The 24,017-nt window shown below is 71.0% G+C and carries 20 protein-coding genes; 15 read left to right on the plus strand and 5 right to left on the minus strand.

Annotated features, from left to right (window positions below; translation table 11 throughout):
• Positions 1-716: 716 nt before the first annotated feature.
• The 5 genes from BIU94_RS10175 to BIU94_RS17420 all read right to left on the minus strand — a co-directional run bounded on the left by BIU94_RS10175 (position 717) and on the right by BIU94_RS17420 (position 8,716).
• Complete coding sequence (locus BIU94_RS10175) at positions 717-1,679, minus strand: D-alanine--D-alanine ligase (RefSeq protein WP_071258684.1); 963 nt, start codon at positions 1,677-1,679, stop codon at positions 717-719.
• A 52-nt stretch (positions 1,680-1,731) separates the two neighbouring features.
• Entirely contained in the window at positions 1,732-3,036 is a 1,305-nt protein-coding gene (locus BIU94_RS10180; RefSeq protein WP_071258695.1) for a PLP-dependent aminotransferase family protein, read from the minus strand.
• A 153-nt stretch (positions 3,037-3,189) separates the two neighbouring features.
• Positions 3,190-3,516, minus strand: a complete 327-nt coding sequence (gene trxA, locus BIU94_RS10185) for a thioredoxin (RefSeq protein ID WP_071258698.1) — start codon at positions 3,514-3,516, stop codon at positions 3,190-3,192.
• Positions 3,517-3,602: 86 nt separating this feature from the next.
• Entirely contained in the window at positions 3,603-4,589 is a 987-nt protein-coding gene (gene trxB, locus BIU94_RS10190; protein WP_071258704.1) for a thioredoxin-disulfide reductase, read from the minus strand.
• Positions 4,590-4,672: 83 nt separating this feature from the next.
• Positions 4,673-8,716, minus strand: coding sequence for a DUF6049 family protein (locus BIU94_RS17420; protein WP_139195989.1), 4,044 nt, complete (start codon positions 8,714-8,716; stop codon positions 4,673-4,675).
• 128 nt (positions 8,717-8,844) lie between these two features.
• Between BIU94_RS17420 and BIU94_RS10200 the strand changes: the two genes are divergently transcribed.
• The 15 genes from BIU94_RS10200 (at position 8,845) to BIU94_RS10270 (ending at position 23,756) form a co-directional block, all read left to right on the plus strand.
• On the plus strand, positions 8,845-10,278 hold the full coding sequence (locus BIU94_RS10200; RefSeq protein WP_071258713.1) for a CCA tRNA nucleotidyltransferase: 1,434 nt from the start codon (positions 8,845-8,847) through the stop codon (positions 10,276-10,278).
• Positions 10,279-10,512: 234 nt separating this feature from the next.
• Positions 10,513-10,896 carry a 30S ribosomal protein S6 gene (rpsF, locus tag BIU94_RS10205; protein WP_071258718.1) on the plus strand — a complete coding sequence of 128 codons (384 nt, stop codon included), beginning with the start codon at positions 10,513-10,515 and terminating at the stop codon, positions 10,894-10,896.
• A 3-nt stretch (positions 10,897-10,899) separates the two neighbouring features.
• Complete coding sequence (locus tag BIU94_RS10210; protein ID WP_071258722.1) at positions 10,900-11,475, plus strand: single-stranded DNA-binding protein; 576 nt, start codon at positions 10,900-10,902, stop codon at positions 11,473-11,475.
• A gap of 47 nt (positions 11,476-11,522) precedes the next feature.
• Positions 11,523-11,780, plus strand: coding sequence for a 30S ribosomal protein S18 (gene rpsR / locus BIU94_RS10215; RefSeq protein WP_017887834.1), 258 nt, complete (start codon positions 11,523-11,525; stop codon positions 11,778-11,780).
• Positions 11,781-11,794: 14 nt separating this feature from the next.
• Positions 11,795-12,247 carry a 50S ribosomal protein L9 gene (rplI, locus tag BIU94_RS10220; RefSeq protein ID WP_071258725.1) on the plus strand — a complete coding sequence of 151 codons (453 nt, stop codon included), beginning with the start codon at positions 11,795-11,797 and terminating at the stop codon, positions 12,245-12,247.
• Positions 12,248-12,492: 245 nt separating this feature from the next.
• Complete coding sequence (locus tag BIU94_RS10225; RefSeq protein ID WP_071258728.1) at positions 12,493-12,786, plus strand: WXG100 family type VII secretion target; 294 nt, start codon at positions 12,493-12,495, stop codon at positions 12,784-12,786.
• Between the two features lie 75 nt (positions 12,787-12,861).
• Positions 12,862-13,173, plus strand: coding sequence for a hypothetical protein (locus tag BIU94_RS10230; protein WP_071258733.1), 312 nt, complete (start codon positions 12,862-12,864; stop codon positions 13,171-13,173).
• Entirely contained in the window at positions 13,173-14,597 is a 1,425-nt protein-coding gene (locus tag BIU94_RS10235; protein WP_071258734.1) for a hypothetical protein, read from the plus strand. The genes BIU94_RS10230 and BIU94_RS10235 overlap by 1 nt, the downstream gene beginning before the upstream one ends.
• Positions 14,598-14,866: 269 nt before the next feature.
• Positions 14,867-15,160, plus strand: a complete 294-nt coding sequence (locus tag BIU94_RS10240; RefSeq protein ID WP_071258728.1) for a WXG100 family type VII secretion target — start codon at positions 14,867-14,869, stop codon at positions 15,158-15,160.
• 88 nt (positions 15,161-15,248) lie between these two features.
• The gene (locus BIU94_RS10245) at positions 15,249-15,560 is read left to right on the plus strand and encodes a hypothetical protein (protein ID WP_071258742.1); all 312 of its coding nucleotides are present in this window, start codon (positions 15,249-15,251) and stop codon (positions 15,558-15,560) included.
• Positions 15,560-16,984, plus strand: coding sequence for a hypothetical protein (locus BIU94_RS10250; protein ID WP_071258748.1), 1,425 nt, complete (start codon positions 15,560-15,562; stop codon positions 16,982-16,984). Before BIU94_RS10245 ends, BIU94_RS10250 begins: the two co-directional genes overlap by 1 nt.
• A 49-nt stretch (positions 16,985-17,033) precedes the next feature.
• Positions 17,034-17,663, plus strand: a complete 630-nt coding sequence (locus BIU94_RS10255; RefSeq protein ID WP_139195988.1) for a hypothetical protein — start codon at positions 17,034-17,036, stop codon at positions 17,661-17,663.
• On the plus strand, positions 17,660-18,370 hold the full coding sequence (locus tag BIU94_RS10260; protein WP_071258754.1) for a hypothetical protein: 711 nt from the start codon (positions 17,660-17,662) through the stop codon (positions 18,368-18,370). Before BIU94_RS10255 ends, BIU94_RS10260 begins: the two co-directional genes overlap by 4 nt.
• Positions 18,367-19,290, plus strand: coding sequence for a hypothetical protein (locus BIU94_RS10265; protein ID WP_071258760.1), 924 nt, complete (start codon positions 18,367-18,369; stop codon positions 19,288-19,290). The genes BIU94_RS10260 and BIU94_RS10265 overlap by 4 nt, the downstream gene beginning before the upstream one ends.
• On the plus strand, positions 19,290-23,756 hold the full coding sequence (locus BIU94_RS10270; RefSeq protein ID WP_071258763.1) for an FtsK/SpoIIIE domain-containing protein: 4,467 nt from the start codon (positions 19,290-19,292) through the stop codon (positions 23,754-23,756). Before BIU94_RS10265 ends, BIU94_RS10270 begins: the two co-directional genes overlap by 1 nt.
• The last annotated feature ends 261 nt before the right edge of the window (positions 23,757-24,017 follow it).

Consider the following 24,017-nt stretch of genomic DNA (forward strand, 5'->3'; position numbering starts at 1 on the left):
AAGGCAGCCAGCTCGCTCTGTGTCGGTGTCCCGGCTGGCGAGTGTTCCGGGCAGATCGAGGCCAGGGTGGCGATGCCTCCTGTCTTGCTCGTCGCGCAGGCCAGGTCGAGCGTGCTGCCCGCGGACCAATGCGACGACGTTCTCCGTGAGAGCCGACGACCGACGCCGGAGAGTCCAACGCGAACACGGCACGCAGCGAGTCGCGACCGCTGACGCCGAGGGAGATACGCGCGGAGACGCCGTGGAGTCCGTTCGGGCGAAGGCGACCCAGTCCAGCGACTCAGTCCGTGGCACCGCGTCGTGAACGTTGGCCCATGTCGAACGACTTCCAGACCCGATCGATACCGGGCCGTCCCGCCCGAGGGAGCGCTCGATGGAGTCCCGCAGGAGCGCCCCCTCGGCGACCGGTCTGCGCACCGCTCCCCCGCTGCGGAGGATGGACGGCAGTGTCGCTTGTGCGGACCATGGTGCAGTGCGGACCGCTGTTCGAGCCCGCAACCGGTTCGCAACGTTGACGCGTCGCCGTGATTGCCGATCCCCAGGACGACGACGAGTCCACACCAACCCGCCTCAGTCCACGGGAGTCGTGCAGCCCGACGATCGGCCCGCCGGTGCGCGGCTCCGCACGCTTCCAATGTCACCAAGAAGACGGCTGCCGGGGCGGCAGCACGGGATGTTCCACGTGGAACGTGTGAGAAACCCGGGTGCGGGACGCCTCAGGCGTGGTGGTCCCGGATGGCCTGCTCCGCGAGCTCGGCGTACGTCCATCCGAGGTCGAAGCCGGACGCTGACAGGGCCTGCGGTAGCAGCGACGTCTCGGTGAGGCCCGGCAGCACGTTGGCCTCGAGGAACCAGGGCGTACCGGCAGCGTCGATGATGAGGTCGACGCGGGAGAGGTGACGGAGGCCGAGCGCCGCGTGTGCAGCGACAGCGGCCTCGGCAGCCGCTCCCGCGAAGGACTCGGACAGTCGCGCGGGCGTGTAGAAGGTCGTCTCCCCTGCGTTGTACCGCGCCTCGAAGCCGTAGATGCCGTTCCGGGGAACGATCTCGACGGCGGCGAGCGGAACCGGCCCGTCGCCGGTGTCGATGATGCCGACCGCGACCTCGGTGCCCCGGATGAGCTGCTCGACGACGACGTCGTCGCAGTACGTGTAGGCGGTCACCATGGCTCGCGGCAGGTCCTTGACGTCCTCGACGAGGGTGACGCCCTGGGCGCTCCCGCCCCGGGCCGGCTTCACCGCGAGGGGCACCGGGTGTTCGGCAGCGATCGCCTCGAGGACGCCGACGGCGCCGAGTTCGCGGAACACGTCGTGGGACAGCGTCACCGATCGTGGGGTGCGGACGCCATCCCGCGCGACCAGCGCGGAGGCGGTGGGCTTGTCCCAGGCGAGGCGAGCGGACGTGGAACGTGAGCCGACGAACGGGATGTCCACGGCCTCCAGGATGCCCCGCAGGGCGCCGTCCTCACCGGAGGCGCCGTGCAGCGCCGGCCACACGACGTCCGGGCGGGACTCGGTGAGGGCCGGCAGGAGCATCGCGTCGGCGTCGCGCAGGTCGACCTGCCAGCCGTACCCGGTGAGTGAGTCCGCGACACGACGGCCGGAGCGGAGGGAGACGTCTCGCTCGTGCGAGATGCCGCCGGCGACGACGACGACGTGACGGCGGGTGAGCTCGGCCATGCTGGGTCCTCAGGTGTGGAGCGGGGTTGCGCTGTAGCGCGGAAAGCGCTGGTCAGGAGATGTTCGGCGGCGGAGCACTGACCGACGACGACTCACGCGTGACGGCGTTCGGCCGGGTCGCGGGGCCGAAGGTCTCGATGAGCTCGAGCTCGTCGTTCACGACGTTGGCGAGGCGCTTCACGCCGACGCGGATCTGTTCCGGCGTCGGGTAGCAGAACGACAGGCGGATGTGTCCGCCGCCCCGACCGTCGGCGTAGAACGCGGTGCCGGGCGTGTAGGCGACGAGCTCCTTCACGGCGCGGGGCAGCATGCCCTTCGAGTCGAGCGACTCGGGCAGCGTCAGCCAGACGAAGAACCCGCCGTTCGGCTTCGTCCAGGACAGGTCCGGCAGGAACTCCCCCAGGGCGGACAACATCGCGTCGCGGCGCTCGGCGTAGAGCCCGCGGAACGTGTCCACCTGGCCCTTCCAGTCCGCGGCGTCGAGGTAGGCGTTCACGACGTACTGGCCGAACGAGTTGGGCGCGAGCACGGCGGACTCGTTGGCGAGCACGAGCTTCTCGCGGATGGCGTGTGGTGCGAGTGCCCAGCCGACACGGAAGCCCGGCGCGAGGGTCTTCGAGAAGGAACCCAGGTAGACGACGCCCTCTTCGTCGATCGACCGGATCGCCTGCGGCGCGGGCTCGTCGAACCAGAGCAGCCCGTACGGGTTGTCCTCGAGCACGAGGATGTTGTTCGACCGGCAGATGTCGAGCACCTCGATGCGGCGCTCACGGCTCATCGTGACGCCGGCCGGATTGTGGAAGTTCGGGATCGTGTAGAGGAACTTGATCCGCTTGCCCTGCGTCCGCAGCGCCGCGATGGCCTCGCGCAGGGCCTGCGGGACGAGGCCGAGCTCGTCGGTGGCGACGTGCACGGTCTCCGCCTGGTACGACCGGAAGACCCCGATGGCGCCGACGTACGAGGGCGACTCGGCGAGCACGACGTCGCCCGGGTCGATGAAGAGCCGGGTGACGAGGTCGAGCGCGTGCTGCGACCCCGTGGTGACGACGACGTCCTCGGCGCTCGCACGGATGCCCTCGAGGCTCATGACGTCGACGATGTGCTCGCGCAGGGAGCGCAGACCCTGGCCGCCGCCGTACTGCAGCGCCATGGCGGCGTCCTCGTTCATGACACGGTCCAGGGAGCCCGTGACGAGCTCTCTGGGGAGCGCGGAGACGTACGGCATGCCTCCGGCCAGGGAGACCACTTCCGGGCGCGAGGCGACGGCGAACAGGGCTCGGACCTCGGAGGCGCTCAGCCCGGCGGTGCGCTGGGCGTAGGAGTCGTACCAGGGGTCGAGGCTGTTGCCGTTCGTCATCGAGTGCTCCGTTCAGTGGGACATTCCCGCCACACTACGACATCGACCTCCGGAAGCCGGGCTGCGGGGTGGGGCCGATCGGGAACGAGTGGCATGCACGACGCCCCCCGTCACCGTGTCGGTGGCGGGGGGCGTCGGGTGGATCGGGGTGACCTACGCGAGGAACTCGGCGAGGTCGGCCTCGAGCGCGGGCTTCGGCTTGGCGCCGATGACGGTCTTGACGACCTCGCCGCCCTTGAACACCTTCATCGCGGGGATCGAGGTGATCTGGTAGTTCATGGCCGACTGGGGGTTGTCGTCCACGTTCAGCTTGACGATCTCGATCTTGCCGGCGTGCTCTTCGGCGATCTGGTCGAGGATCGGCGAGACGGCGCGGCACGGGCCACACCACTCGGCCCAGAAGTCGACGAGGATCGTCTTGTCGGACTGCAGGACCTCGTCCGAGAAGGTGGCGTCGGTGACAGCCTTGGCGTTGGACATGGGTGTCCTTTCGTGTGGAGTCGGTACAGGGTGTGCAACCGACCGGCGGGCTCCGGCATTCCGGGTGCCCGTGCGGCCGGTGCGGGTCAGGCGGAGATGGTGACCGGCTCGACCGGGGTGACGCCCTCGGCCTGGTCGGTCAGGGTGTCCTCGAGGTCGGCGAGGTACTTCTCGGCGTCGAGCGCCGCGACGGCACCGGAACCGGCGGCCGTGATGGCCTGGCGGTAGGTGTGGTCGAGGACGTCGCCGGCGACGAAGACCCCGGGGACGCCGACGGCCTTCGAGGTGCGGCCCTCGACCGCGATGGTGCCCTCCGGCGCCAGCTCGAGCTGGCCGTGCACGAGGTGCACGCGCGGGTCGTTGCCGATGGCGATGAACAGGCCGTCGAGGGCGAGCTCGCTCTCGGTGCCGTCGACGGTGTCCTTGAGGGTCACACCCGTCACGGCGGAGTCACCCTGGATGCCGATGACCTCCTTGTTCCACGCGAACTCGATCTTCGGGTCGTTGTGGGCACGGTCCTGCATGATCTTCGACGCGCGCAGGGTGTCCTTGCGGTGGATGACCGTCACCTTGTCGGCGAAGCGCGTGAGGAAGGTCGCCTCCTCCATGGCGGAGTCGCCACCGCCGACGACGGCGATGTTCTTCTGACGGAAGAAGAAGCCGTCGCAGGTCGCGCACCACGAGACGCCGTGGCCGGACAGGCGCTCCTCGTCGGGGAGTCCGAGGTGGCGGTACGCCGAGCCGGTGGCGTAGATGACCGCGAGGGCCTCGTACGTCGTGCCGGACCCGACGGTGACCTTCTTCACGTCGCCCGTCAGGTCGACGGACACCGCGTCGTCGTACAGGACCTCGGCACCGAAGCGCTCGGCCTGCTCCTGCATCTTGATCATGAGGTCGGGGCCCTGGATGCCCTCGGGGAAGCCGGGGAAGTTCTCGACCTCGGTGGTCTTGGTGAGCTCTCCGCCCGTCTCGACGCTCGAGGCGACGATGAGCGGCTTGAGCTCGGCGCGTGCGGCGTAGATGCCGGCGGTGAACCCGGCCGGACCGGAACCGATGATGATGAGCTGGCGCATGCCTGAATGCCCTTCCGTTGCGTGCTGACCGGGTCAACACATGGTACCGGCGCGGCATTCCACGCCGTACGGGAAGCGTGCGGTCAGCGGCCGAGGCGCTTGCGCAGGAGTCCGACGGCGTTCCTGATCTCGCCGTTCTTCGCGACGACGAGGACCCCGAAGTACACGACGGCCATCACCGCACCGGTCAGGACGATGGTGATGAGCGCGCCGGTGCGGTCCGACATCGCGAACCCGCTCGGGCTGAACGCGCCGAAGAACAGTGCCACGGCGGCACCGACCGCGCCGGCGACGAGCGCTGCGACGACGAACTGCAGGTGCGACCTGGTCACGACCGGTCCCTCGATGCTGCCGAGCTTCCGACGTACGAGGACGAGCGCCACGATCGTCTGCGCGGTCCCGGCGAGGGTCGTGCAGGCTGCGACCCCGATGCCGATCGCCGCGTTCGGGAGCGTGGAGGCCGCCAGTGCGCCGACCACGAACAGGACCGACTGGATGCACTGCATGAGGAACGGCGTGCGGTGGTCGTGCATCGCCCAGAACACGCGCTGGAGGATGAACAACATGCTGAACAGCACGAGCCCGGGCATGTAGGCGACGAGGACCGCACCGACCTGCAACGCGCTCTCGAAGGTCCCCTCGTAGAGCCGGCCGAAGGGGACGGCGACGACGACGAGCGCGACCGACGAGAAGACGGTGAACAGCCCGACGATGCGGAGCGACAGCGACAGGTTGCGGCGGACGGCGTCGAGGTCGCCACGTGCGGCGTCGTGGCTCATCCGGGTGAAGTACGCCGTCGCGATCGAGACCGCGATGATCGAGTGCGGCAGCATGAAGATGAGCCACGCGTTGCCGAGCACCGCGTTGCCGGGGCCGTCGTCCTGGCCCTTCCACGCGACGCTCGACTGCACGATCCCGGCGATCTGCGTCACCAGGATCATCGCGAACAGCCAGCCGGCGGCCGTTCCGGTCGACTTGAGACCGACGCCGCGCCACCGGAAGTCGGGGCGGAAGGACAGCCCGGCACGCTTCCAGAAGAGCGGCAGGAAGGCCGCCTGGGCGAAGACGCCGAGCGAGGCGCTGCCGGCGAGCAGGGCGATCTTCGCCGGCGTCCAGTCGTCCACTGCGGCGCCGCTGTTGCCGTACAGGGCGATGAAGACGACCAGGCCGGCGATGGCGATGACGTTGTTGAGCAGCGGCGCCCACGTGAACGGGCCGAAGACCTGCTTCGCGTTGAGGACCTCGCCGAGCAGCGAGTACATCGCGTAGAAGAGGATCTGCGGCAGGCACCAGAACGCGAACGCGATCGCCAGGTCGGTGGCGGCCGGCCCCCGGGAGTCCGAGGAGGTCGTGTAGAGGCGCACGAGCAGCGGCGCCAGGGCGGTCGCCGCGATCGTGATGACGATGAACGCGGAGCCGCCCAGCGTGACGATCTTGTTGACGTAGGACTGCCCGCCGTCGGCCGAGTCGCGCATCGAGCGAACGATCTGCGGGATGAGCACCGCGGACAGCAGGCCGCCCGCGATGAGCGCGTAGATGTTGTTCGGCAGCTGGTTCGCCACGGCGAAGGCGTTCGCCGAGGGGCTCGCGTTCTGCCCGATCGCGTACGCCAGCACGAAGGTCTTCGCGAACCCGAGGATGCGACTGACCATCGTGCCCGCCGCGAGCAGGGCGCTCGCCCGACCGAGACTGCGCTCGGCCACCGGCTCGGCGTCGACGTCTGGCTGGATCTGGGGGGTGCTCACGGTCGGCTCCTCGGGGTCGCGCGGCGGCGCGACGGTGCTCGTCGGGGCAGCGGCGGCCGGGAGGCCAGGCGCACCTCCGGCGCGGTCGGTCACGTCCCGCAGGTGGTCGCTCCCGGACCCCGGGGTCGGCCCGGCAGCGGTCGCAGGGGCGGTCGCATGCGCGCCCGCCACGGTGGGCTGCACCGCGAGCGGCCGGTTCGGGTCGTCGTCATCGTCGTCCGGCTCGCCGTTCCGGCGACGTGCGCGCTTGCGGATGCTGCGGAAGATGCCGAACCCGAAGATCAGGACGAGGGCCGCCGCGGCCGCCGCGGTGATGAACGTCTCCCACTGGGCCTGCACGTTGAGCTGCACGACGGCGGGGTCGGCGACGGCGACGCCGCTCGGGCTCGACAGCGACATCGTGAGCTCGACCGTGCCGTTGGCCACGGACTGCACCGGGACGGTCGCACGCGTCGACGACTTCGGCTGGACCTCGACCTCGATGTCGTTGCGGACGACGCGCAGGGCGGAGTTCGACGGCTGCACGAACAGGTGCACCGTCACCGGGTAGTCGGAGCGGTTCCGGATCGACACCGGGAGCGACGAGCGGTCGCCGAGCAGGGTGAGGCTGCTCGAGTCGACGATGCCGACCTTCTTCGTGGTCGCCGCCCAGGCTGCGGTACGCGCGTCGATCGCGGCGCCGAGTGCGTCGTCGTCGCCGCGCCAGGCGTTGGAGGCCAGGGCGAGCAGTCGGAGGCGCGCCGGTGCGGTGACCTGCTGCGGCGTCTCGAGGATGGTCGAGAACGCGGTCAGGCCCTGCTCGCCGCGGACGAGGCGTCGGAGCTGGTCGATGCGGTCGTCCCCGGTCGAGGACCCGTCGAGGGTGAGCGACCCGGCGACGGAGCCGACGGCCGTCGACAGGTCCGACGGGGCGACCCAGGCGGTGTTCTCGAGGGCGTCGAGTGCCTGGCTGAGCCGCTCGGAGTCGGAGGGCCAGTCGCGGCCGAGGGTCAGCAGGACCGGGCTGGTCGCGGTGCCGGCGCTGGCCGCGGTGGCGAGCGTGGCGGTCAGCTCGGACATCGCCGTGGCCCAGGTCTGCCGGTCCGAGGCGTTCGCGGCGGTGCGGAGCAGCCGGGACATCGTCTGGTCGGCGACGAGCACGTGGTCGTCGCCGATCTTCTCGGACGCGGCGATGGTGGTGTCCGCGCCCGCCGAGGTGTTGCCGCTGGCGACGATGGTCGTCTTCGTGCCGGCCCGGCGGAGGGCCGGCAGGTCCTTCGTCGAGACGGTGCCCTCGTCCGGCCAGGCGATGGACTGCAGCGAGTACGGGAAGTCGAGCAGGGACGCGGTGGTGGGGAGCGTGGTCGTGGCGTCGGTGGTGCCGGCGCCGGGCGTGGCGTCGTCGCCGGGGGCGGCGGTGGCGGTCGGGCTCGTGGTCGCACCCGGGGTGCCCGTCGGGGTCGGCGGCGCGGTCTCGGCGCCGGGGAAGTTCTCGTCCTTCACGGACTGGTCGAGGGAGATCGGTCCGAGGACGCCGTCCGAGCCGGCCTGCCGCAGCCCGGTGACGTCGGCGTCGGCGTACGGCAGCGCGAACGTCTCGTTGCGCAGGGACTCGAGGCGCTGCAGCCAGGTGGACGCGCTCGACGGGGCGTTCTCGCCGAGGATCCGGATCGAGGCGATGATGCGGGGGTCGACGGCGACGGCGACGTTGTGGTCCTCGGCGGCGTCGAGCTGCTGCGTCAGGGTGCCGTCGACGGAGGTCGCCGCGGCCAGGACCGCGGGGGTCAGGATGCCGTCGGTGGACTGCGGGACGGTGACGGGCATCGCGACCGAGACGCTGATCGGGGCCTGCTCGAAGTCCGGGTACCAGGTGATGGCGGAGCGGTCGACGGCGACGGTCTCCCCCGCGGTGTACTCGGCGGCGATGCGTCGTGCGCCGAACCCGGGGTACCCGCCGAGGGCGACGTTGCCGGACACGATCGACACCGAGTCGATCGTCACCGAGCGGTGCGCGGGGACGGCCGGGATGTCCACGGAGTCCATGTGCGCGCCGAGGTAACCGGCCGTGGTGGTGTCCTGCAGCCATGCGGCAAGCGCGTCCCGCGTGCTCGCGGAGCGGAAGATGTCGAACTCGGCGGTCCCTGCCGGCAGTGCCGCGTCGGTGTCGTTCGTGACCGTGACGGACAGGGTGAGGTCCTGGTCGCGCTGCACGACGCCGCGGTTCGCCGGGGCGATCGAGATGGTCGCCTTGCCCGCGTCGGCGGCGGCCGGGTCGGCGACGTGCGACTTCGGGGCCGAGACCTCGGCCGCCGAGGCGTGGTCGGCACTGACGGGCGCGACGACCAGGCCGAGCGCGACGAGGGTCGACGCGGCTGCGGCGAGCGTGGTGCGGAGGATCTGCATACGAGGAAGCGGGCCACGGGGTCGGTGCGGGCCGAGCACGAGTGTACGAGGGGCGACGATGAACACAGCCCGTGCGCGCGGGACCGGTGGAGAACTCCTGGCCTCGATCTGGGAGGATGAGGACCGTCATGCAGTCCGTTGCCCAGGCCGTCGAACGACTCGACGCACTCGCCGCCACCGAGCCCGTCGCCCTCCTCGCTCGGGTGTTCGCCGACGCCGGGCACGAGCTGGCGCTCGTCGGCGGCCCCGTGCGCGACGCGTTCCTCGGTCGCCCGGTGACCGACCTCGACTTCACGACCGACGCCCGTCCCGACGAGATCCTGGCGGTCGTCGAACCGATCGCGACCACCACGTGGGACGTCGGGCGGCAGTTCGGCACCATCGCCGCCCTCGTGCGGGGCGAGCAGGTCGAGATCACGACGTACCGCAGCGACGTCTACGACGGCGAGACCCGCAAGCCCGAGGTCGCGTTCGGCGACACCATCCAGGACGACCTGCTGCGCCGCGACTTCACCGTGAACGCCATGGCGCTGCGCCTGCCGGCCCGCGAGCTCGTCGACGTGCACGGCGGCGTCGAGGACCTGCTGGCCGCGCGCCTGCGCACCCCCCAGGCGGCCGTGGTGTCGTTCCGCGACGACCCGCTCCGGATGATGCGGGCAGCGCGGTTCACGGCGCAGCTCGGGTTCACCGTCGACGACGACGTCCGCGCCGCGATGCAGGACCTCGTCGACTCCATCGACATCGTGTCCGCCGAGCGGGTGCGCGACGAACTCGTCAAGCTCCTGAACACGAGCGACCCGGTGCCCGGCATCCGGCTGCTCGTGGACACCGGCCTCGCCGAGCGGTTCCTGCCCGAGCTGCCGGAGATGCGGCTCGAGATCGACGAGCACCACCACCACAAGGACGTCTACGAGCACTCGCTCACCGTGCTCGAGCAGGCCATCGGGTACGAGGCCGAGCGGCACGCCGGCGACCCCCCGGACACCGTCCTGCGGCTCGCGGCGCTGCTGCACGACATCGGCAAGCCCGCCACCCGCAAGCTCGAACCCGGCGGCGCCGTGAGCTTCCACCACCACGACCTCGTCGGCTCCAAGCTCGCGAAGAAGCGGCTGCGGGCACTCCGCTTCGACAACGACACGATCGCCGCGGTGTCCCGGTTGATCGAGCTGCACCTGCGCTTCTTCGGGTACACCGAGGGCGCCTGGACCGACTCCGCCGTGCGCCGGTACGTCCGCGACGCCGGGCCGCAGCTCGAACGGCTGCACGAGCTCACCCGCTCCGACGTCACCACCCGCAACCGCCGCAAGGCCGACCGCCTGGCCTTCGCCTACGACGACCTCGAGGCACGGATCGCAGTGCTCGCCGAACAGGAGGAGCTCGACGCGATGCGTCCAGACCTGACCGGCGACGACATCATGCGGATCCTCGACATCCCGCCGGGCCGTGCCGTCGGCGACGCGTACCGGTTCCTGCTCGAGGCCCGGATGGACGACGGCCCGCTCGGTGCGGACGAGGCCGAGGCCCGCCTCCGCGAGTGGTGGGCGGCCCGCGACACCGGCTGACGGGCTCGCCCGCAGTCTCCGGAACCAGGTTCCGGACTCCGAACCGCGCGATTTCACGGTGTGGTGTCCGGAACCTGGTTCCGCGAGCCGACCCACGGGCCGGTGGCGCGCCTCCAGGCAGTCCGCTAAGCTTGCGGGGTTGTGCCCGCGCTCCTGCGCACCGGTACACATGCATCAACCCTCCTGTCCCGGGAACTGCCCGGGGCCGCTGAGACCAGAGGAGGTGGGTTCCGCATGCACCAGTACGAACTGATGGCGATCCTCGACCCCGAGATCGACGAGCGCACCGTCGCTCCGAGCCTGGACAAGTTCCTGGCCGTGATCCGCAACGACGGTGGCACCGTCGACAACGTGGACGTCTGGGGCCGTCGCCGGCTCGCCTACGAGATCGCCAAGAAGTCCGAGGGCATCTACGCCGTCGTCGACTTCACGTCGACCCCCGAGGCCGCCAAGGAGCTGGACCGTCAGCTCGGTCTCTCCGAGGCCGTGCTCCGCACGAAGGTCCTCCGCGCCGAAGAGGGCATCGCGCAGGTCGCCGCCCAGAAGCAGCGTGACGAGGCGCGTGCGGCCCGCAAGGCCGCCAACGCCTCCCAGGCCGCGACCGCGAGCGCCGAGTAGCCCGTGGCCGGCGAAACCGTCATCACGGTGGTGGGCAACCTCACCGCGGACCCCGAGCTGCGCTACACGCAGAACGGGCTCGCCGTGGCGAACTTCACCATCGCGTCGACCCCTCGCACGTTCGACCGTCAGGCGAACGAGTGGAAGGACGGCGACGCGCTGTTCCTCCGTGCGAGTGTGTGGCGCGAGTTCGCCGAGCACGTGGCGGGGTCGCTGACGAAGGGCTCGCGCGTCATCGCGCAGGGCCGTCTGCGTCAGCGTTCCTACCAGGACCGTGAGGGTCAGCAGCGCACGAGCATCGAGCTCGAGGTCGACGAGATCGGCCCGTCGCTCCGGTACGCGACCGCCCAGATCACCCGCGCAGCGGGTGGCAGCGGCGGCGGCGGTGGCCGTGGTCAGGTCGGCGGGGGCAACTCCGGCGGCGGCAACGGTGGCTGGAACGGCGGCGGCAACACCGGCGGCGGTCAGTCGGACGCGCCCTGGTCCCCCCAGGGCGGCCAGCAGGGTGGCGGGAACGCACAGTCGAACGACGTGTGGTCCACCCCCGGCGGCAACTTCGACGACGAGACCCCGTTCTGATCCTCAGCGATCCAACGGACACAACTTCTTCTTCTTAAGGACACACAATGGCTGGAAAGAGCACCGGCGATCGCCGGAAGCCTCGCGGTAAGGGCGGCAAGAACGCCGCTCCCGCGAAGTCGATCAAGGTCGGCGTCATCGACTACAAGGACGTCGCGACCCTTCGCAAGTTCATCTCGGAGCGTGGCAAGATCCGCGCCCGTCGCATCACCGGCGTCTCCGTCCAGGAGCAGCGCCTCATCGCCCGTGCCGTGAAGAACGCCCGTGAGATGGCGCTCCTCCCCTACGCCGGCTCCGGCCGCTGATCGGAGGTCGACACATGTCGAAGCTCATCCTCACCCACGAGGTCTCCGGCCTCGGTTCCGCCGGTGACGTCGTCGACGTCAAGAACGGCTACGCCCGCAACTACCTCATCCCCCAGGGCTTCGCTGTCGCGTGGTCCAAGGGCGGCGAGAAGCAGGTCGAGTCGATCCGTGCCGCGCGTACCGCGCGCGAGCTCGCCACCATCGAAGAGGCACAGGACCTCAAGATGAAGCTCGAGAACGCCACCATCCAGCTGTCGGTCAAGGCCGGCAAGGACGGCCGTCTGTTCGGCTCCGTCCGTCCGGGCGACGTCGCTGACGCCGTCCAGGCGCAGGGCGTCGGCTCGCTCGACAAGCGCAAGGTCGAGGTCCCCGCGACCATCAAGACCGTCGGTGACCACGAGGCCACCGTGCGTCTGCGCGAGGACATCACTGCCGTGATCTCGCTCAAGGTCGTCGCCGCCAAGTAGCGCGACCTCGTTCCGTCGGAAGGCGGGTCTCCCCTCTCGGGAGGCCCGCCTTCCGTCGTTCCCGGGCGTCACGTCGTCGACACGGCTGGTTCTCCTGCTCGACGCACGTTCTTCTCGTGCGCGCACCGCTGGTGGAAGTTGCGGTGAACACCACGCGAACACCCCCGTTCGGGGGTCGACGAGCCGATAGCGTCATCGCGGCCTCCGAACCCGGGGGTGTCGAACACCGTGAACAGGAGCTGGCCATGCCCAACTTGAACGTGACCTACGGCGAGATGCAGGACGCCGCGACCCGCCTCGTCAACGGCGAGCAGGACATCACCTCGAAGCTGCGTGAGCTGAAGTCGCTGGTCGACTCGCTCATCTCCGGCGGCTACGTGACGGACCAGTCCTCCGTCGCCTTCGGCAACTCGTACCAGGAGTTCAACGACGGTGCGACGAAGACCATCGAGGGTCTCGAGGGCATGTCGATGTACCTCAACAAGGCGTCCGAGGCGCTGCAGCAGACCGACCAGGAGCTCGCGAACGCGATCAAGTAGTCGGTCCGCCCGGGGTCGCGCACGCGCTGCGACCCCGGGCGCCACTCGCGTCCAGCACACCGACCGGGAGCACCCATGGCAGACCTCATCATCACCCGCGCCGTCCTCGAGGACTCGGCGACCAAGCTGCAGCACATCTCCGACGAGCTCGAGCACCAGAAGTCGGACGACCGTGCCCTGACCGAGATCTACGGCCAGCACGACGTGCAGAAGGCGATGCACGACTTCTCCGGTGACTGGAAGATCCACCGGAACAAGATGAAGGGCGCCGTGAAGGATCTGCACGAGAAGATGCAGAAGTCCACCGAGCACTGGACCGGGCTCGAGCAGGACCTGACCGACAAGCTCGACACCGAAGCGCACCCGACCGACGGACAGGCGGCCTGATGCCCGCCCGCGGCGGGGACTGGGGACTGCTGCACGAGGGGTCCGACCCGATCGTGGCGGACGTGCCGACCGTGCACGAACTCGTGAACTACTACACGACGATGGCCCAGGAGATCACCTCCGAGGCGGACGTCCTCCGGAAGATCGGCGAGGGGGACGACAGCCAGTTCAAGGGCGAGTCCGCCGACGCGGTCCGGAAGAAGAGCAAGGAGGTCGCCGAGTCCCTGCAGCGGATGTCCGGCCGGTACGACGCGATCCGCGACGCCCTGACCGGCTACCTGCCCGAGCTCGAGACGGCCTTGACCGAGTCGGCCGCAGCGCTGCGCGACGCCGAGGACGCCTCGGCGGCGGGAGCCCGGGCCGGCGCGATGCCCGACCCCGGTCAGGGCCGTGCGCAGGACGCGCCGCCGCTGACCGACGACGAGCAGGGTGCGATCGACGCCAAGGCGCGCGCCACGAGCAGTGCGAAGGACGGCGCCGACGCCGCGGTCGCCCGGCTGCGGCGCGCAGTGGACGGGGTGAACGCGGCCGGCAAGGCGGCGGCGTCGACGATCCGGGCCGCGTGGGACGACGGGTTGCACGACACCCTCGGCGACAAGATCAAGGCGTTCTTCTCGAAGCTGCTGAAGATCCTCGTCAAGATCTTCACCTACATCGGCATCGCCCTCGCAGCCCTGGCGATCCTCATCCCCGGCGTCGGCATGCTCACGTTCATGGCGGCGGTCACGGCCGCGGTCACGCTCGTGCTCAACATCACGCTGGCGGGGATGGGTGAGGGGTCGTGGCTCGACGTCATCACGTCGGCGGTCGGGCTGGTCCTGGTCGGGGTCGGGGCCGGGCTCACCAAGGTCGCGTCCCTGGCGAAGACGGCCGGCCTCGGCAAGGGGATGCAGGGCTTCGCGAAGACGAACCTCGACAAGATCAAGAAGCTGCAGGACGTCCGGGCCGTCGCGATCAAGGACACCCTGCGGGACCCCGGCGCGCTGCGGACGGTCACGACGATCAACCGGCACATCAACCGGTTGACGGACGCCCGCATCGCGACGATGGGGAAGAACACGCTCGGCGGCTTCAAGGAGAAGCCGAACTGGTGGCGGCCGAACCGCGCGCTCTGGAACGACGACAAGGCCAAGATCCGCGACGTCCTGTCGAAGGACGGCAAGGGCTGGCAGTGGCAGCGCCTGATGAGCGTGGACCGGCAGATCGAGATGGACGCCATGAAGGTCGCGATGAAGCGGGACTACGGCGTCGACATCGCCGCCCTGCCGAACTGGCACAAGTACGCCGCCGGCGGCCGGGTGGTGGCGAGCTGGATGAACACGTTCTCGTACGGCCAGGGCATCAAGCCGACCGGGTGGGGCTCCGACCAGGAGCGGGTCCCGGGCTACAAGGACGCCTCGGGGCAGCTCGTCCACGGGTTCTGACGGACGTCGGGTGTCCCCCATCGGGGGGACCCCCGCCGTCCGCCGGCCCCGCGACACGCCGATGACCAGGATTTTCGTGCAACGGTGACATGTGAATACCGACGGGGATCGACCGCGCGGTGCTGCCGGAATACTGGAATGTGCACATCGGTGTGCACGGCTCCGGCACCCCCTGCTGCGAAAACGTACCCCGCGAAGTGGTTCCGGCCTGAAATAACCTCGGTCCTGTCCCTCGACCGGGGGGTGCAGACGAACAACAGGAGCAGGCCATGCCCAACTTGAACGTGACCTACGGCGAGATGCAGGACGCCGCGACCCGCCTCGTCAACGGCGAGCAGGACATCACCTCGAAGCTGCGTGAGCTGAAGTCGCTGGTCGACTCGCTCATCTCCGGCGGCTACGTGACGGACCAGTCCTCCGTCGCCTTCGGCAACTCGTACCAGGAGTTCAACGACGGCGCGACGAAGACCATCGAGGGTCTCGAGGGCATGTCGATGTACCTCAACAAGGCGTCCGAGGCGCTGCAGCAGACCGACCAGGAGCTCGCGAACGCGATCAAGTAGGTCCCACGGCACCGGTCCCGGCCCCCGTCGACAACGACGGGGCCGGGGCCGATCCGGTTCCGATCCCGTTCACCGACCAGGAGCACCCATGGCAGACCTCATCATCACGAAGGCCGTCCTCGAGGACTCGGCCGCGAAACTGCAGCACATCTCCGACGAGCTGGAGCACCAGAAGTCCGACGAGCGCGAGCTCCAGGACGTCTACGGCCAGCACGACGTGCAGAAGGCGATGCACGACTTCTCCGGTGACTGGAAGATCCACCGGAACAAGATGAAGGGCGCCGTGAAGGACCTGCACGAGAAGATGCAGAAGGCGTCGGAGAACTGGGCCTCGCTCGAGCAGGACCTGCACGACAAGCTGTCCACCGAGGAGCACCCGGCAGACGGGCAGGCCGCCTGATGCCGGCACGCGGAGGGGACTGGGCGCTGCTCGGGGAGTCCACGGACCCGGTCATCGCCGACGTGCCCGTGGTGAACGACCTCGTGCACTACTACACGACCATCGCCGACGAGATCACGAGCGAGGCCGCCGTGCTGAAGAGCATCGGCGAGGGCGACGAGTCGCAGTTCAAGGGCGAGACCGCGAACGCCGTCCGCAAGAAGAGCAAGGAGGTCGCGGAGTCCCTGCAGAAGATGGCCGGCCGCTACGAGGCCATCCGCGACGCCCTGACCGGGTACGTGCCGAGCCTCGAGCAGGCCCTCGACGAGTCAGCGGCCGCGTTGCGCGACGCCGAGGACGCCTCGGCCGCCGGCGCGCGTGCGAGCGGCATGGCCGACCCCTCGCAGGGCCGCGCCTCGGATGCTCCCCCGCTGACCGACGACGAGCAGGGACAGATCGACGCGAAGCACCGTGCGGAGTCCTCGGCCAGCGACAGTGCCGACGCGGCGAAGGCCCGCCTCCGGCGCGCGGTCGACGCCCTGAACGCCGCGGGGAAGGCCGCCTCGGCGACCATCCGCGGCGCGTGGCACGACGGGTTGCACGACACCCTCGGCGACAAGATCAAGGCGTTCTTCTCGAAGCTGCTGAAGATCCTCGTCAAGATCTTCACCTACATCGGCATCGCCCTCGCAGCGCTGGCGATCCTCATCCCCGGCGTCGGGGTCCTCGCGATCATGGGTGCGGTCGCGGCCGGGGTGAGCCTGGTCGCGCAGATCGGGCTGACGGCGCTCGGCGAGGGCAACGTCTTCGACCTGGTGATGGCGGTCGTCGGCGTCGTGACCCTCGGCGTCGGCGTCGGGATCACCAAGGCGACCTCGATCGCGATGAAGCAGGGCATCGCGAAGGGCACGGCGGGCTTCCAGAAGGTCGTCAACGCCAAGCTCGAGAAGCTCTCGACGCAGCGGTTCGCGTTGCTCGACAAGCTCGGCAAGCCGGGCACGTTCAAGAAGCTGACGGCGATCAACAAGCAGAGCGAGCAGGTCATCGGCAAGTTCGACGGCTTCGTCGACACCTTCAAGAACAACCCGAACTGGTGGAACCTGTCGAAGTTCTCGACGGTCGCGAAGAACGACTGGAAGACGATCTCGACACAGTTCGGTTCCGATCTGTTCACCCGCAAGGGCTTCACTAGCTGGGCCGAGCGGATCGGCGGCGTCGACTTCCAGGTGCACCGGAACTTCCTCAACAAGTGGGGTTCCGCCACCGGCATCGAGACCGTCTCGCAGGCGCCGAAGTGGCACACCTACGTGAACGGCGGCATGAGCGTCTGGGGTCGGAACTACTCGATCGCCGGCCTCGTCCTCAACCCGATCGGTGACGGCGCCGACACGAAGCGCCCGTGGACCGACGACTGGAACGAGACGAAGCACCCGATCTCCGTCTGAGCCGGGGACCCGCCCGGCCCGACGTCACCCGAGACAAGCAGTGGAGCACATGAGCCCGACACCCGTCCTCACCTCGCGCATCGACGTCGAGATCCCGCAGTGGCTCGTCGTCCCGGACACCGAGGGCGCGACACCCGCGTGGCGCGCCGAGGTGCTCGAGCTCTTCGCCGCCATCGTCCGCGTGGACGACGCGGCGGAGGGCGAGGACCGCGTGTTCGACGACGGCCGGCAGGTCGACCCGGTCGCGGCGCTCGACACCCTGCTCGAGTTCCGGGCGGCGCTCGGCGCCGAGGGTCGCCTCGTCGCGGGGCTCGGTGTCCCGAACCGGTGGCCGCTGCCGGTGGTGGTGTCGGTGGGCGTGGCGGAGCCGGGCGGCGAGAGCCTGCTCGAGCTCGCGGGCGCGGAGGGCGGGCTGCCGGTCGAGCGGCCGGCCGTCGACGAACTGCCGGACGACGTCGGCGGCGAGGGGCCGATCGTCACCCGCTACGACCTCGACGACAGCGGCGCGATCTGGGCCACCGTCTGCGCCGTCCGTCGCGAGACGCTCGTCGGGGCCGACGGACCGGTGGACGTCGACACCCGCGTCATGTGGCGCACGAGCGACCTCGACGTCGTCCCCGTCTTCGGCGGGGAGCTCGTCGGCCTGATCGGAGCCATCCGGAACGAGGTGCACGCATGACCGACCTGACCGCGTCCTTCTTCATGGTCGTCCCGCCGGGGTGGGCGCGCCTGCCCGCCCGCGAGGAGGACCGCCAGGAGCTCGGCGCGATGGTCCGCGAGGTCATCGCCCGCGCGCTCCCCGACGACCTGCCCCGCGACCGGGCCGAGCCCCTGCGCCAGGAGATGCGCAAGCGGCTCGTCGCCACGGTGGCCGAGGCCGGCGACAACGGTGCGACGGCGGTCTACCTGCCCGTGCAACCCGTCGACGGGTACACGCCGCCGGTGTCGATCATCGAGACCGAGGCGGAGGACGAGTCCGAGGAGGTCCCGGAGCAGGTGATCGCCCAGATCCTGGCGGACGCGCTGCCCGACCGGCGCGACGACGAGGACCCGGGGATCCGCGAGGTCGACGGCGGGATCGCCGCGCGGACCGAGACCGTGATCCGTCGCGCCGACCCGGCTGCGGAGCTCGCGGAACTCGGCGCCGGGCTGCCGGTCGTGGACGACCGGCAGGTCGTGTACACGATCCCGGTGCCGCACCGTCCGGGGCGGTGGGTCGTCCTGTCGTTCTCGGCGATCAGCCTGCCCGACGCCGACGACCGGCTCACCGACGCCCTGGTCGCACTGTTCGACGCGATCGTGACGACCTTCCGCTGGACCGACGTGCCCGGGGTGGAGCCGACCGCGCTGGAACGTCGGCTCGCCGAACTCGGGGGCGCCGCGTGAACTGGTCGTTCGTCGAGCCGCAGTCGCACCTGCTGCTGACGATGGCGGTCGTGCTGTTCCTCGGCGCGCTCGCCTTCGTCATCCCCACGATCGTCGCCGTCCGTCGGCGGACCGCGACCGACGCGCTTGCGTGGGCCGACCAGGTGCGTCGCGACCCGGCCGCGCCGTGGGCCGTCGACCGGGTGCTCCGCTCCGTCGACGCGTCCTGCGCGAACGCCGGGGTCGTCTTCCCCGGAGCGGTCCGGATGACGGTCGGCACGACGGTGCGGCTCGACCTCGCCTCGCCGACGATCGCGCCGCCGGAGCCGTGGACGGCCACGCCCGACGGACGGTCCTGGACCGCGCCGATGTGGGCGCTGCAGGCCGTACCGCTCGTGGCGGCGGCGCCGACGGAGTTCGCCACCGTCGTCTCGCTCGGCACCGACGGGGACGAGACCGTCCTGGTCGACCTGCGCCGGGTGCGCGGGGTCGTCGCGCTCCGTGGGGAGCGCCCGGCACGCGACGCGCTGATCCAGCGGGTCGTCGACCAGGTCCGGACCGATCCGTGGGCGACGGGGACGGCCGTGCTCAGCGTGGGCGGCGCGTCGGACGCGGGCACGGCGGTGTCGGTGCGCGACGCGATCGCGGCCGTCACGGCGGACGCGACCCCGGGCCTCCTGGTCGTCGCCCGCGTGCCCTCCGGTGCGGACGGCCGTGAACTCGTCCGGCTGCTCGAGCGGCCGGGCGGTCGCTGGGCGTGCGTCGCGGCCGAGCCGCACACGCTCGCGCGCTGGACGCTCGAGGTCCGTCGCGACGGGACGCACGTCTCGGACGTGCTCGGCACGGTCCAGTGGACCGGGCTGGGGCTGTCCGTGCCGCTGGCGGCATCCGTCACCGCCGACACCGTGACCGAGCGCGACGGCGCCGAGGCGGACGCCTGATGCGCGTCGTCGTCACCGTCGTCGACGACGTCACCGGGGAGTCCTCGGACGTCCTGGTCGACGCGTCCGGACAAACCCCCATGCGGGGTGTCGTGGATGCACTCGCCCGCCGGACGGGCGGTGCGCCGATGCCGGCGGACGCGCCGGACGGCGACGTGCCGTTCGCACGGAGCGGCCTGGTCGACGGTGCGGTGCTGCACGTCGGCGGCGCGGACCGACCCGAGTCCGAGCGCGGCATCGTCCACCTGCTCACCGTCGGTGGTGCGGACGCGGGACGAGCGCGCCGGCTGTCGCCCGGCACGTACCGGATCGCGGTCGCCGACGACGGCTCCCCGGTGGTCGGTGCCGACGCCGACGAGATCGCCGGTCTGGAGGCGCGGATCGCCTTCGACGGCACCGTGACCGTCCGGCGGGCAGAAGGCTCCCGAATCGTAACCGGTTCGGCAGGTTCGGTCACGCCGACCCTGGAGCAGGAGCCGGTCGGGGCGGAGTGGGTGCCCTGGACCCCCGACGCCCTCGTCCGGATCGGGGACACGGCCCTGACGATCCGCCCGGTCGCCGTCGTCGACCGCATGCTGCTCCGCCCGCCGGACTCGGGCCAGCTCGACTTCAACCGGCCGCCACGACTGCTCCCGCCGTTCCTGACGACGAACTTCCGGATCCCGAAGCCGCCGGTCCCCCCGCAGCGCTCGGCGATCCCCTGGATCATGGTCTTCGTGCCGGCGATGTTCGGCATCGTGATGGCGACGGTGTTCCACTCGCCGTTCTACCTGCTGTTCGCGGCGATGACGCCGATCATGGTGGTCGGCCAGACCGTCACCAGCCGGCGCACCGGCAAGAAGAGCCACCGCAAGCAGGTCGCCGAGCACAAGCAGCGCGTCGCCGCGCTCGAGGCCGCGATCGACGCCGCCGTGCTCGCGGAACGCGACCAGCGGAGGACCTCGGCGCTCGACGCCGGGTCGCTCCGGGTCGTGGCGAGCACGCCCGGCCGGCGCCTGTGGGAGCGGCGACCGTCCGACACCGACCACCTGCACGTCCGAGTGGGCATCGGCGACCTGCCGTCCACGGTGACCGTGGTCGACGACCGCGACCTCGACGGTCTGGCCGACGTGCCGCGCACGACCCTCGGCGTCCCGGTCACGGTGCCGCTGGCCGAGGTCGGCGTGCTCGGGATCGCCGGCGCCGGGGACGCCCCCCGTGACCTCGGCCGGTGGGTGCTCGGACAGCTCGCCGTGACGCAGAGCCCGCGCGAGGTGCAGTTCGTCGTGCTCACCGCACAGCAACACATGCCGGCGTGGGCATGGACGACCTGGCTGCCGCACGTGCGGCCGACGGCGGGCCAGGAAGCCCTCGCGCTCATCGGCGCTGACGGTGAGACGATCGGCCGGCGGCTGGCCGAGCTCACCCAGGTGCTGGCCGAACGCCGGGCGGAACGCGCGAAGAACGGGACGAACCGCTCCCGGTTCTCCCCCGAGATCGTCGTCGTGCTCGACGGCGCCCGCCGGCTGCGCGCCATGCCCGGCGTCGTCGGCCTGCTGCGGGAGGGCCCCGCGTGCGGCATCCGCCTGGTCTGCATCGACGACGAGGAGTGGCAGCTCCCCGAGGAGTGCGTCGCCACCGTGACGCACCGCACCCCGACCGAGCTCGTGCTGCGCCGCCAGCTCGCCGCCCCCGTCGAGCTCGTCCTCGCCGACCGGGTCCGCGACGACTGGTACGACGACGTCGCGCGGGCGGTGTCCCCGCTGCGCGACACGAGCGGCTCCGACGGCGACGGGCTCGTCCCGGACGCCGCCCGGCTGCTCGACGTCGTCGACCTGCCGCAGCCCGACGGGCGCCTCGTCGCCGACCGCTGGTCGGAGGGCGGCACGAGCACCTCGGCCGTCGTCGGCGTCGGCATCGACGGGGCCTTCGAGCTCGACCTGGTGAAGGACGGCCCGCACGGCCTGGTCGCCGGCACGACCGGGTCCGGCAAGTCCGAGTTCCTGCAGACGCTCGTCGCGTCGCTCGCCCTGCGCAACCGTCCGGACCGGATGACCTTCGTGCTCGTGGACTACAAGGGCGGTGCGGCGTTCAGCGTCGCCTCCGACCTGCCGCACACCGTCGGCCTCGTCACCGACCTCGACCAGCACCTGGTGGAACGTGCGCTCCGGTCCCTGCGTGCCGAGCTCACCCGCCGCGAGCACATCCTGGCGGCGTCCGGCGCGAAGGACATCGAGGACCACGAGGCGCACCTGGAACGCGGCGGCGCCGGCGAGGCGATGCCCCGGCTCGTGCTCGTGATCGACGAGTTCGCGGCGATGGTCACCGAGCTGCCCGACTTCGTCACGGGCCTCATCGGCATCGCCCAGCGCGGGCGCTCGCTCGGTGTGCACCTCATCCTGGCGACCCAGCGGCCCGGCGGGGTCGTCGGCCCGGACATCCGCGCGAACACGAACCTGCGCGTCGCCCTGCGGATGACGGACTCCGGGGAGAGCAGCGACGTCATCGACGTCGCGGACGCCGCACGGATCCCGAAGAGCGTGCCGGGGCGCGCGTACGCACGCCTCGGGCACTCGTCGGTGGTGCCGTTCCAGTCGGCTCGCGTCGGCGGTCGGTGGGCCGGTGAGGAGGACCCGGCCACGGGCCTCCCGTTCGTCCGCGTGCTCGACTGGCGCGACTTCGCGACCGCACCACCCGCACGACCGGTCCGGAGCGACCGCGCGACGGCCGCGACGGACCTGTCCGTCCTGGTGCAGGCGATGGTCGACGCCCGCGACCGGCTCGGGATCGGCAGCGTGCACAGCCCCTGGCTGCCGCCGCTCCCAGAGCTCCTGCCGCTCACCGAGGTCGCGTCGGCGGCGGTCGGCGACCGCCGTCGGGCGACCGCCGCGACCGAGAGCCTGCGGTTCCCGTTCGGCCTCGAGGACCTGCCGGACACCCAGGAGCAGCGCGCCGCCGAGATCGACCTGGCGAAGTTCACCCACCAGTTCGTCGTCGGTGCGCCCGGGTCCGGCCGGTCGTCGGCACTGCGCGGGATCGCGGCGTCGGCCGCGCGCTCGATCGCCTCGTCGGACCTGCACCTCTACGCCATCGACTGCGGCAACGGCGCGCTCGCCTCGCTGCAGCAGCTGCCGCACTGCGGAGCCGTCGTGCAGCGCACGCAGGTCGAGCGCGCGACCCGGCTCGTCGACCGGCTGACGCGCGAGATGGCTCGCCGGCACGACCTCATCGCGGCGGCGTCGGCGGCGGACATCACCGAGCAGCGCCTGCTCGCCGCGGCCGGGGAGCAGCTGCCGCACGTGCTCGTGCTCATCGACCGGTGGGAGAACTTCACCACCTCGCTCGGCGAGGTCGACGGCGGGGCCCTCACCGACTCGATCCAGTCGATGCTCCGCGACGGTGCCGCGGCCGGCATCCACGTCGTCGTCTCCGGCGACCGGACGCTGCTGTCGTCGCGCATGTCGACGCTCACCGACGACAAGATCGTGATGCGCCTGACCGACCGGCTCGACTACTCGCTCGGCGGGATCAACCACCGGAAGCTGCCCGCGTCGATCCCGGCCGGACGCGGCTTCCGCGCCGACTCCGGGATCGAGGTGCAGTTCGCCACCCTCGGCACCGACGTCTCCGGGCAGGGCCAGACCACTGCCGTGCGGGACCTGGCGAACGAGCTGCGCGCCGCCGCACCCGTGCCGCCGTCGCCGCGGCCGTTCCGGGTGGACGCCCTGCCGAAGGACCTGGACCTCGACGGCGCACTCGAACTGTCGTCGGCGCCGGAGCCCGCACCGATGGTCGCCGTCACCGGCATCGGCGGCGACGACATGGAGCTGCAGACCGTCGACCTGTCCACCGGGGGCGGCACCTTCCTGGTCGCCGGGCCCTCGCGGTCGGGCCGGTCCACCATGCTCGCCGCGATGGCGCGCTCGCTGCTCGTCGGCGGGACGACCCTCGTGGTGCTCGCCCCGCGACAGGGAGCGGTCCGGGACCTCGCCGGTCTGCCCGGCGTCCGCGCGGTGTTCACCGGCGACGACGTCACGCAGGAACAGCTCGAACCCGTGCTGACGCCGGACGGCACGCCCGTCGTGCTCGTCGTCGACGACGGGGAGCTCCTCATCGACTGCTCCGCCGCGCGGTGGCTGCGCGACTGGGGCCGGGCCGCCGTCGACAACCGACAGGGCATGCTGCTCGGCGGCAACACGACCGGGCTCGCCGCCGGCTTCGGCGGGTGGCAGGTCGACGCGAAGAAGAACCGACGCGGGGCGCTGCTCTCGCCGCAGGACACCCTGGCCGGCGACCTGATCGGCGTGCGGATCGCCCGGTCGTCGATCTCGACGCGGATCGTGCCCGGCTCGGCGCTCGTCCACCTCGGGACGGGCCTGACGTCGACGCTGCAGGTGCCGATGGTGTCGGCGACGACGCGGGCGGGCTCCGCGGCGGCCGCGGCGACGCGGTCGGAGTCGACGGCGTCGTCGTCGCTGGCGGGGTGATCGGCCGCGTCGGCGGCGGCTCCCACCGCGCCGTCGGCGTCGCGGCGGCTTCGACCGCGGGTCCTGCGACCGATGCCTGCGCGGGCTGAGGACGGTGCTGGGCGGTTACGAGCAGCGGGGGTACGCGCTCGCCTGGGAGCCAGCCGGGAAGGTTCTCCCCACGGAGCGGTTTGTCAAGTCGTTTTACACAGTGGAAACGTCAAATCGAAACCTTCAACTGCACGTTGAACTCCAGTTGTCCACACACAGTGTGGAAACGAA

Origin of the sequence: Curtobacterium sp. MMLR14_006, assembly GCF_001864985.1 — a bacterium.
Taxonomy (GTDB): domain Bacteria; phylum Actinomycetota; class Actinomycetes; order Actinomycetales; family Microbacteriaceae; genus Curtobacterium.

Excerpts from the sequence above, each read along its gene's own strand:
- BIU94_RS10175 (WP_071258684.1), bottom strand. The coding sequence starts at position 1,679 with ATGGCCGAGCTCACCCGCCGTCACGTCGTCGTCGTCGCCGGCGGCATC.
- BIU94_RS10180 (WP_071258695.1), bottom strand. The coding sequence starts at position 3,036 with ATGACGAACGGCAACAGCCTCGACCCCTGGTACGACTCCTACGCCCAG.
- trxA (WP_071258698.1), bottom strand. The coding sequence starts at position 3,516 with ATGTCCAACGCCAAGGCTGTCACCGACGCCACCTTCTCGGACGAGGTC.
- trxB (WP_071258704.1), bottom strand. The coding sequence starts at position 4,589 with ATGCGCCAGCTCATCATCATCGGTTCCGGTCCGGCCGGGTTCACCGCC.
- BIU94_RS17420 (WP_139195989.1), bottom strand. The coding sequence starts at position 8,716 with ATGCAGATCCTCCGCACCACGCTCGCCGCAGCCGCGTCGACCCTCGTC.
- BIU94_RS10200 (WP_071258713.1), top strand. The coding sequence starts at position 8,845 with ATGCAGTCCGTTGCCCAGGCCGTCGAACGACTCGACGCACTCGCCGCC.
- rpsF (WP_071258718.1), top strand. The coding sequence starts at position 10,513 with ATGCACCAGTACGAACTGATGGCGATCCTCGACCCCGAGATCGACGAG.
- rpsR (WP_017887834.1), top strand. The coding sequence starts at position 11,523 with ATGGCTGGAAAGAGCACCGGCGATCGCCGGAAGCCTCGCGGTAAGGGC.
- rplI (WP_071258725.1), top strand. The coding sequence starts at position 11,795 with ATGTCGAAGCTCATCCTCACCCACGAGGTCTCCGGCCTCGGTTCCGCC.
- BIU94_RS10225 (WP_071258728.1), top strand. The coding sequence starts at position 12,493 with ATGCCCAACTTGAACGTGACCTACGGCGAGATGCAGGACGCCGCGACC.
- BIU94_RS10230 (WP_071258733.1), top strand. The coding sequence starts at position 12,862 with ATGGCAGACCTCATCATCACCCGCGCCGTCCTCGAGGACTCGGCGACC.
- BIU94_RS10235 (WP_071258734.1), top strand. The coding sequence starts at position 13,173 with ATGCCCGCCCGCGGCGGGGACTGGGGACTGCTGCACGAGGGGTCCGAC.
- BIU94_RS10240 (WP_071258728.1), top strand. The coding sequence starts at position 14,867 with ATGCCCAACTTGAACGTGACCTACGGCGAGATGCAGGACGCCGCGACC.
- BIU94_RS10245 (WP_071258742.1), top strand. The coding sequence starts at position 15,249 with ATGGCAGACCTCATCATCACGAAGGCCGTCCTCGAGGACTCGGCCGCG.
- BIU94_RS10250 (WP_071258748.1), top strand. The coding sequence starts at position 15,560 with ATGCCGGCACGCGGAGGGGACTGGGCGCTGCTCGGGGAGTCCACGGAC.
- BIU94_RS10255 (WP_139195988.1), top strand. The coding sequence starts at position 17,034 with ATGAGCCCGACACCCGTCCTCACCTCGCGCATCGACGTCGAGATCCCG.
- BIU94_RS10260 (WP_071258754.1), top strand. The coding sequence starts at position 17,660 with ATGACCGACCTGACCGCGTCCTTCTTCATGGTCGTCCCGCCGGGGTGG.
- BIU94_RS10270 (WP_071258763.1), top strand. The coding sequence starts at position 19,290 with ATGCGCGTCGTCGTCACCGTCGTCGACGACGTCACCGGGGAGTCCTCG.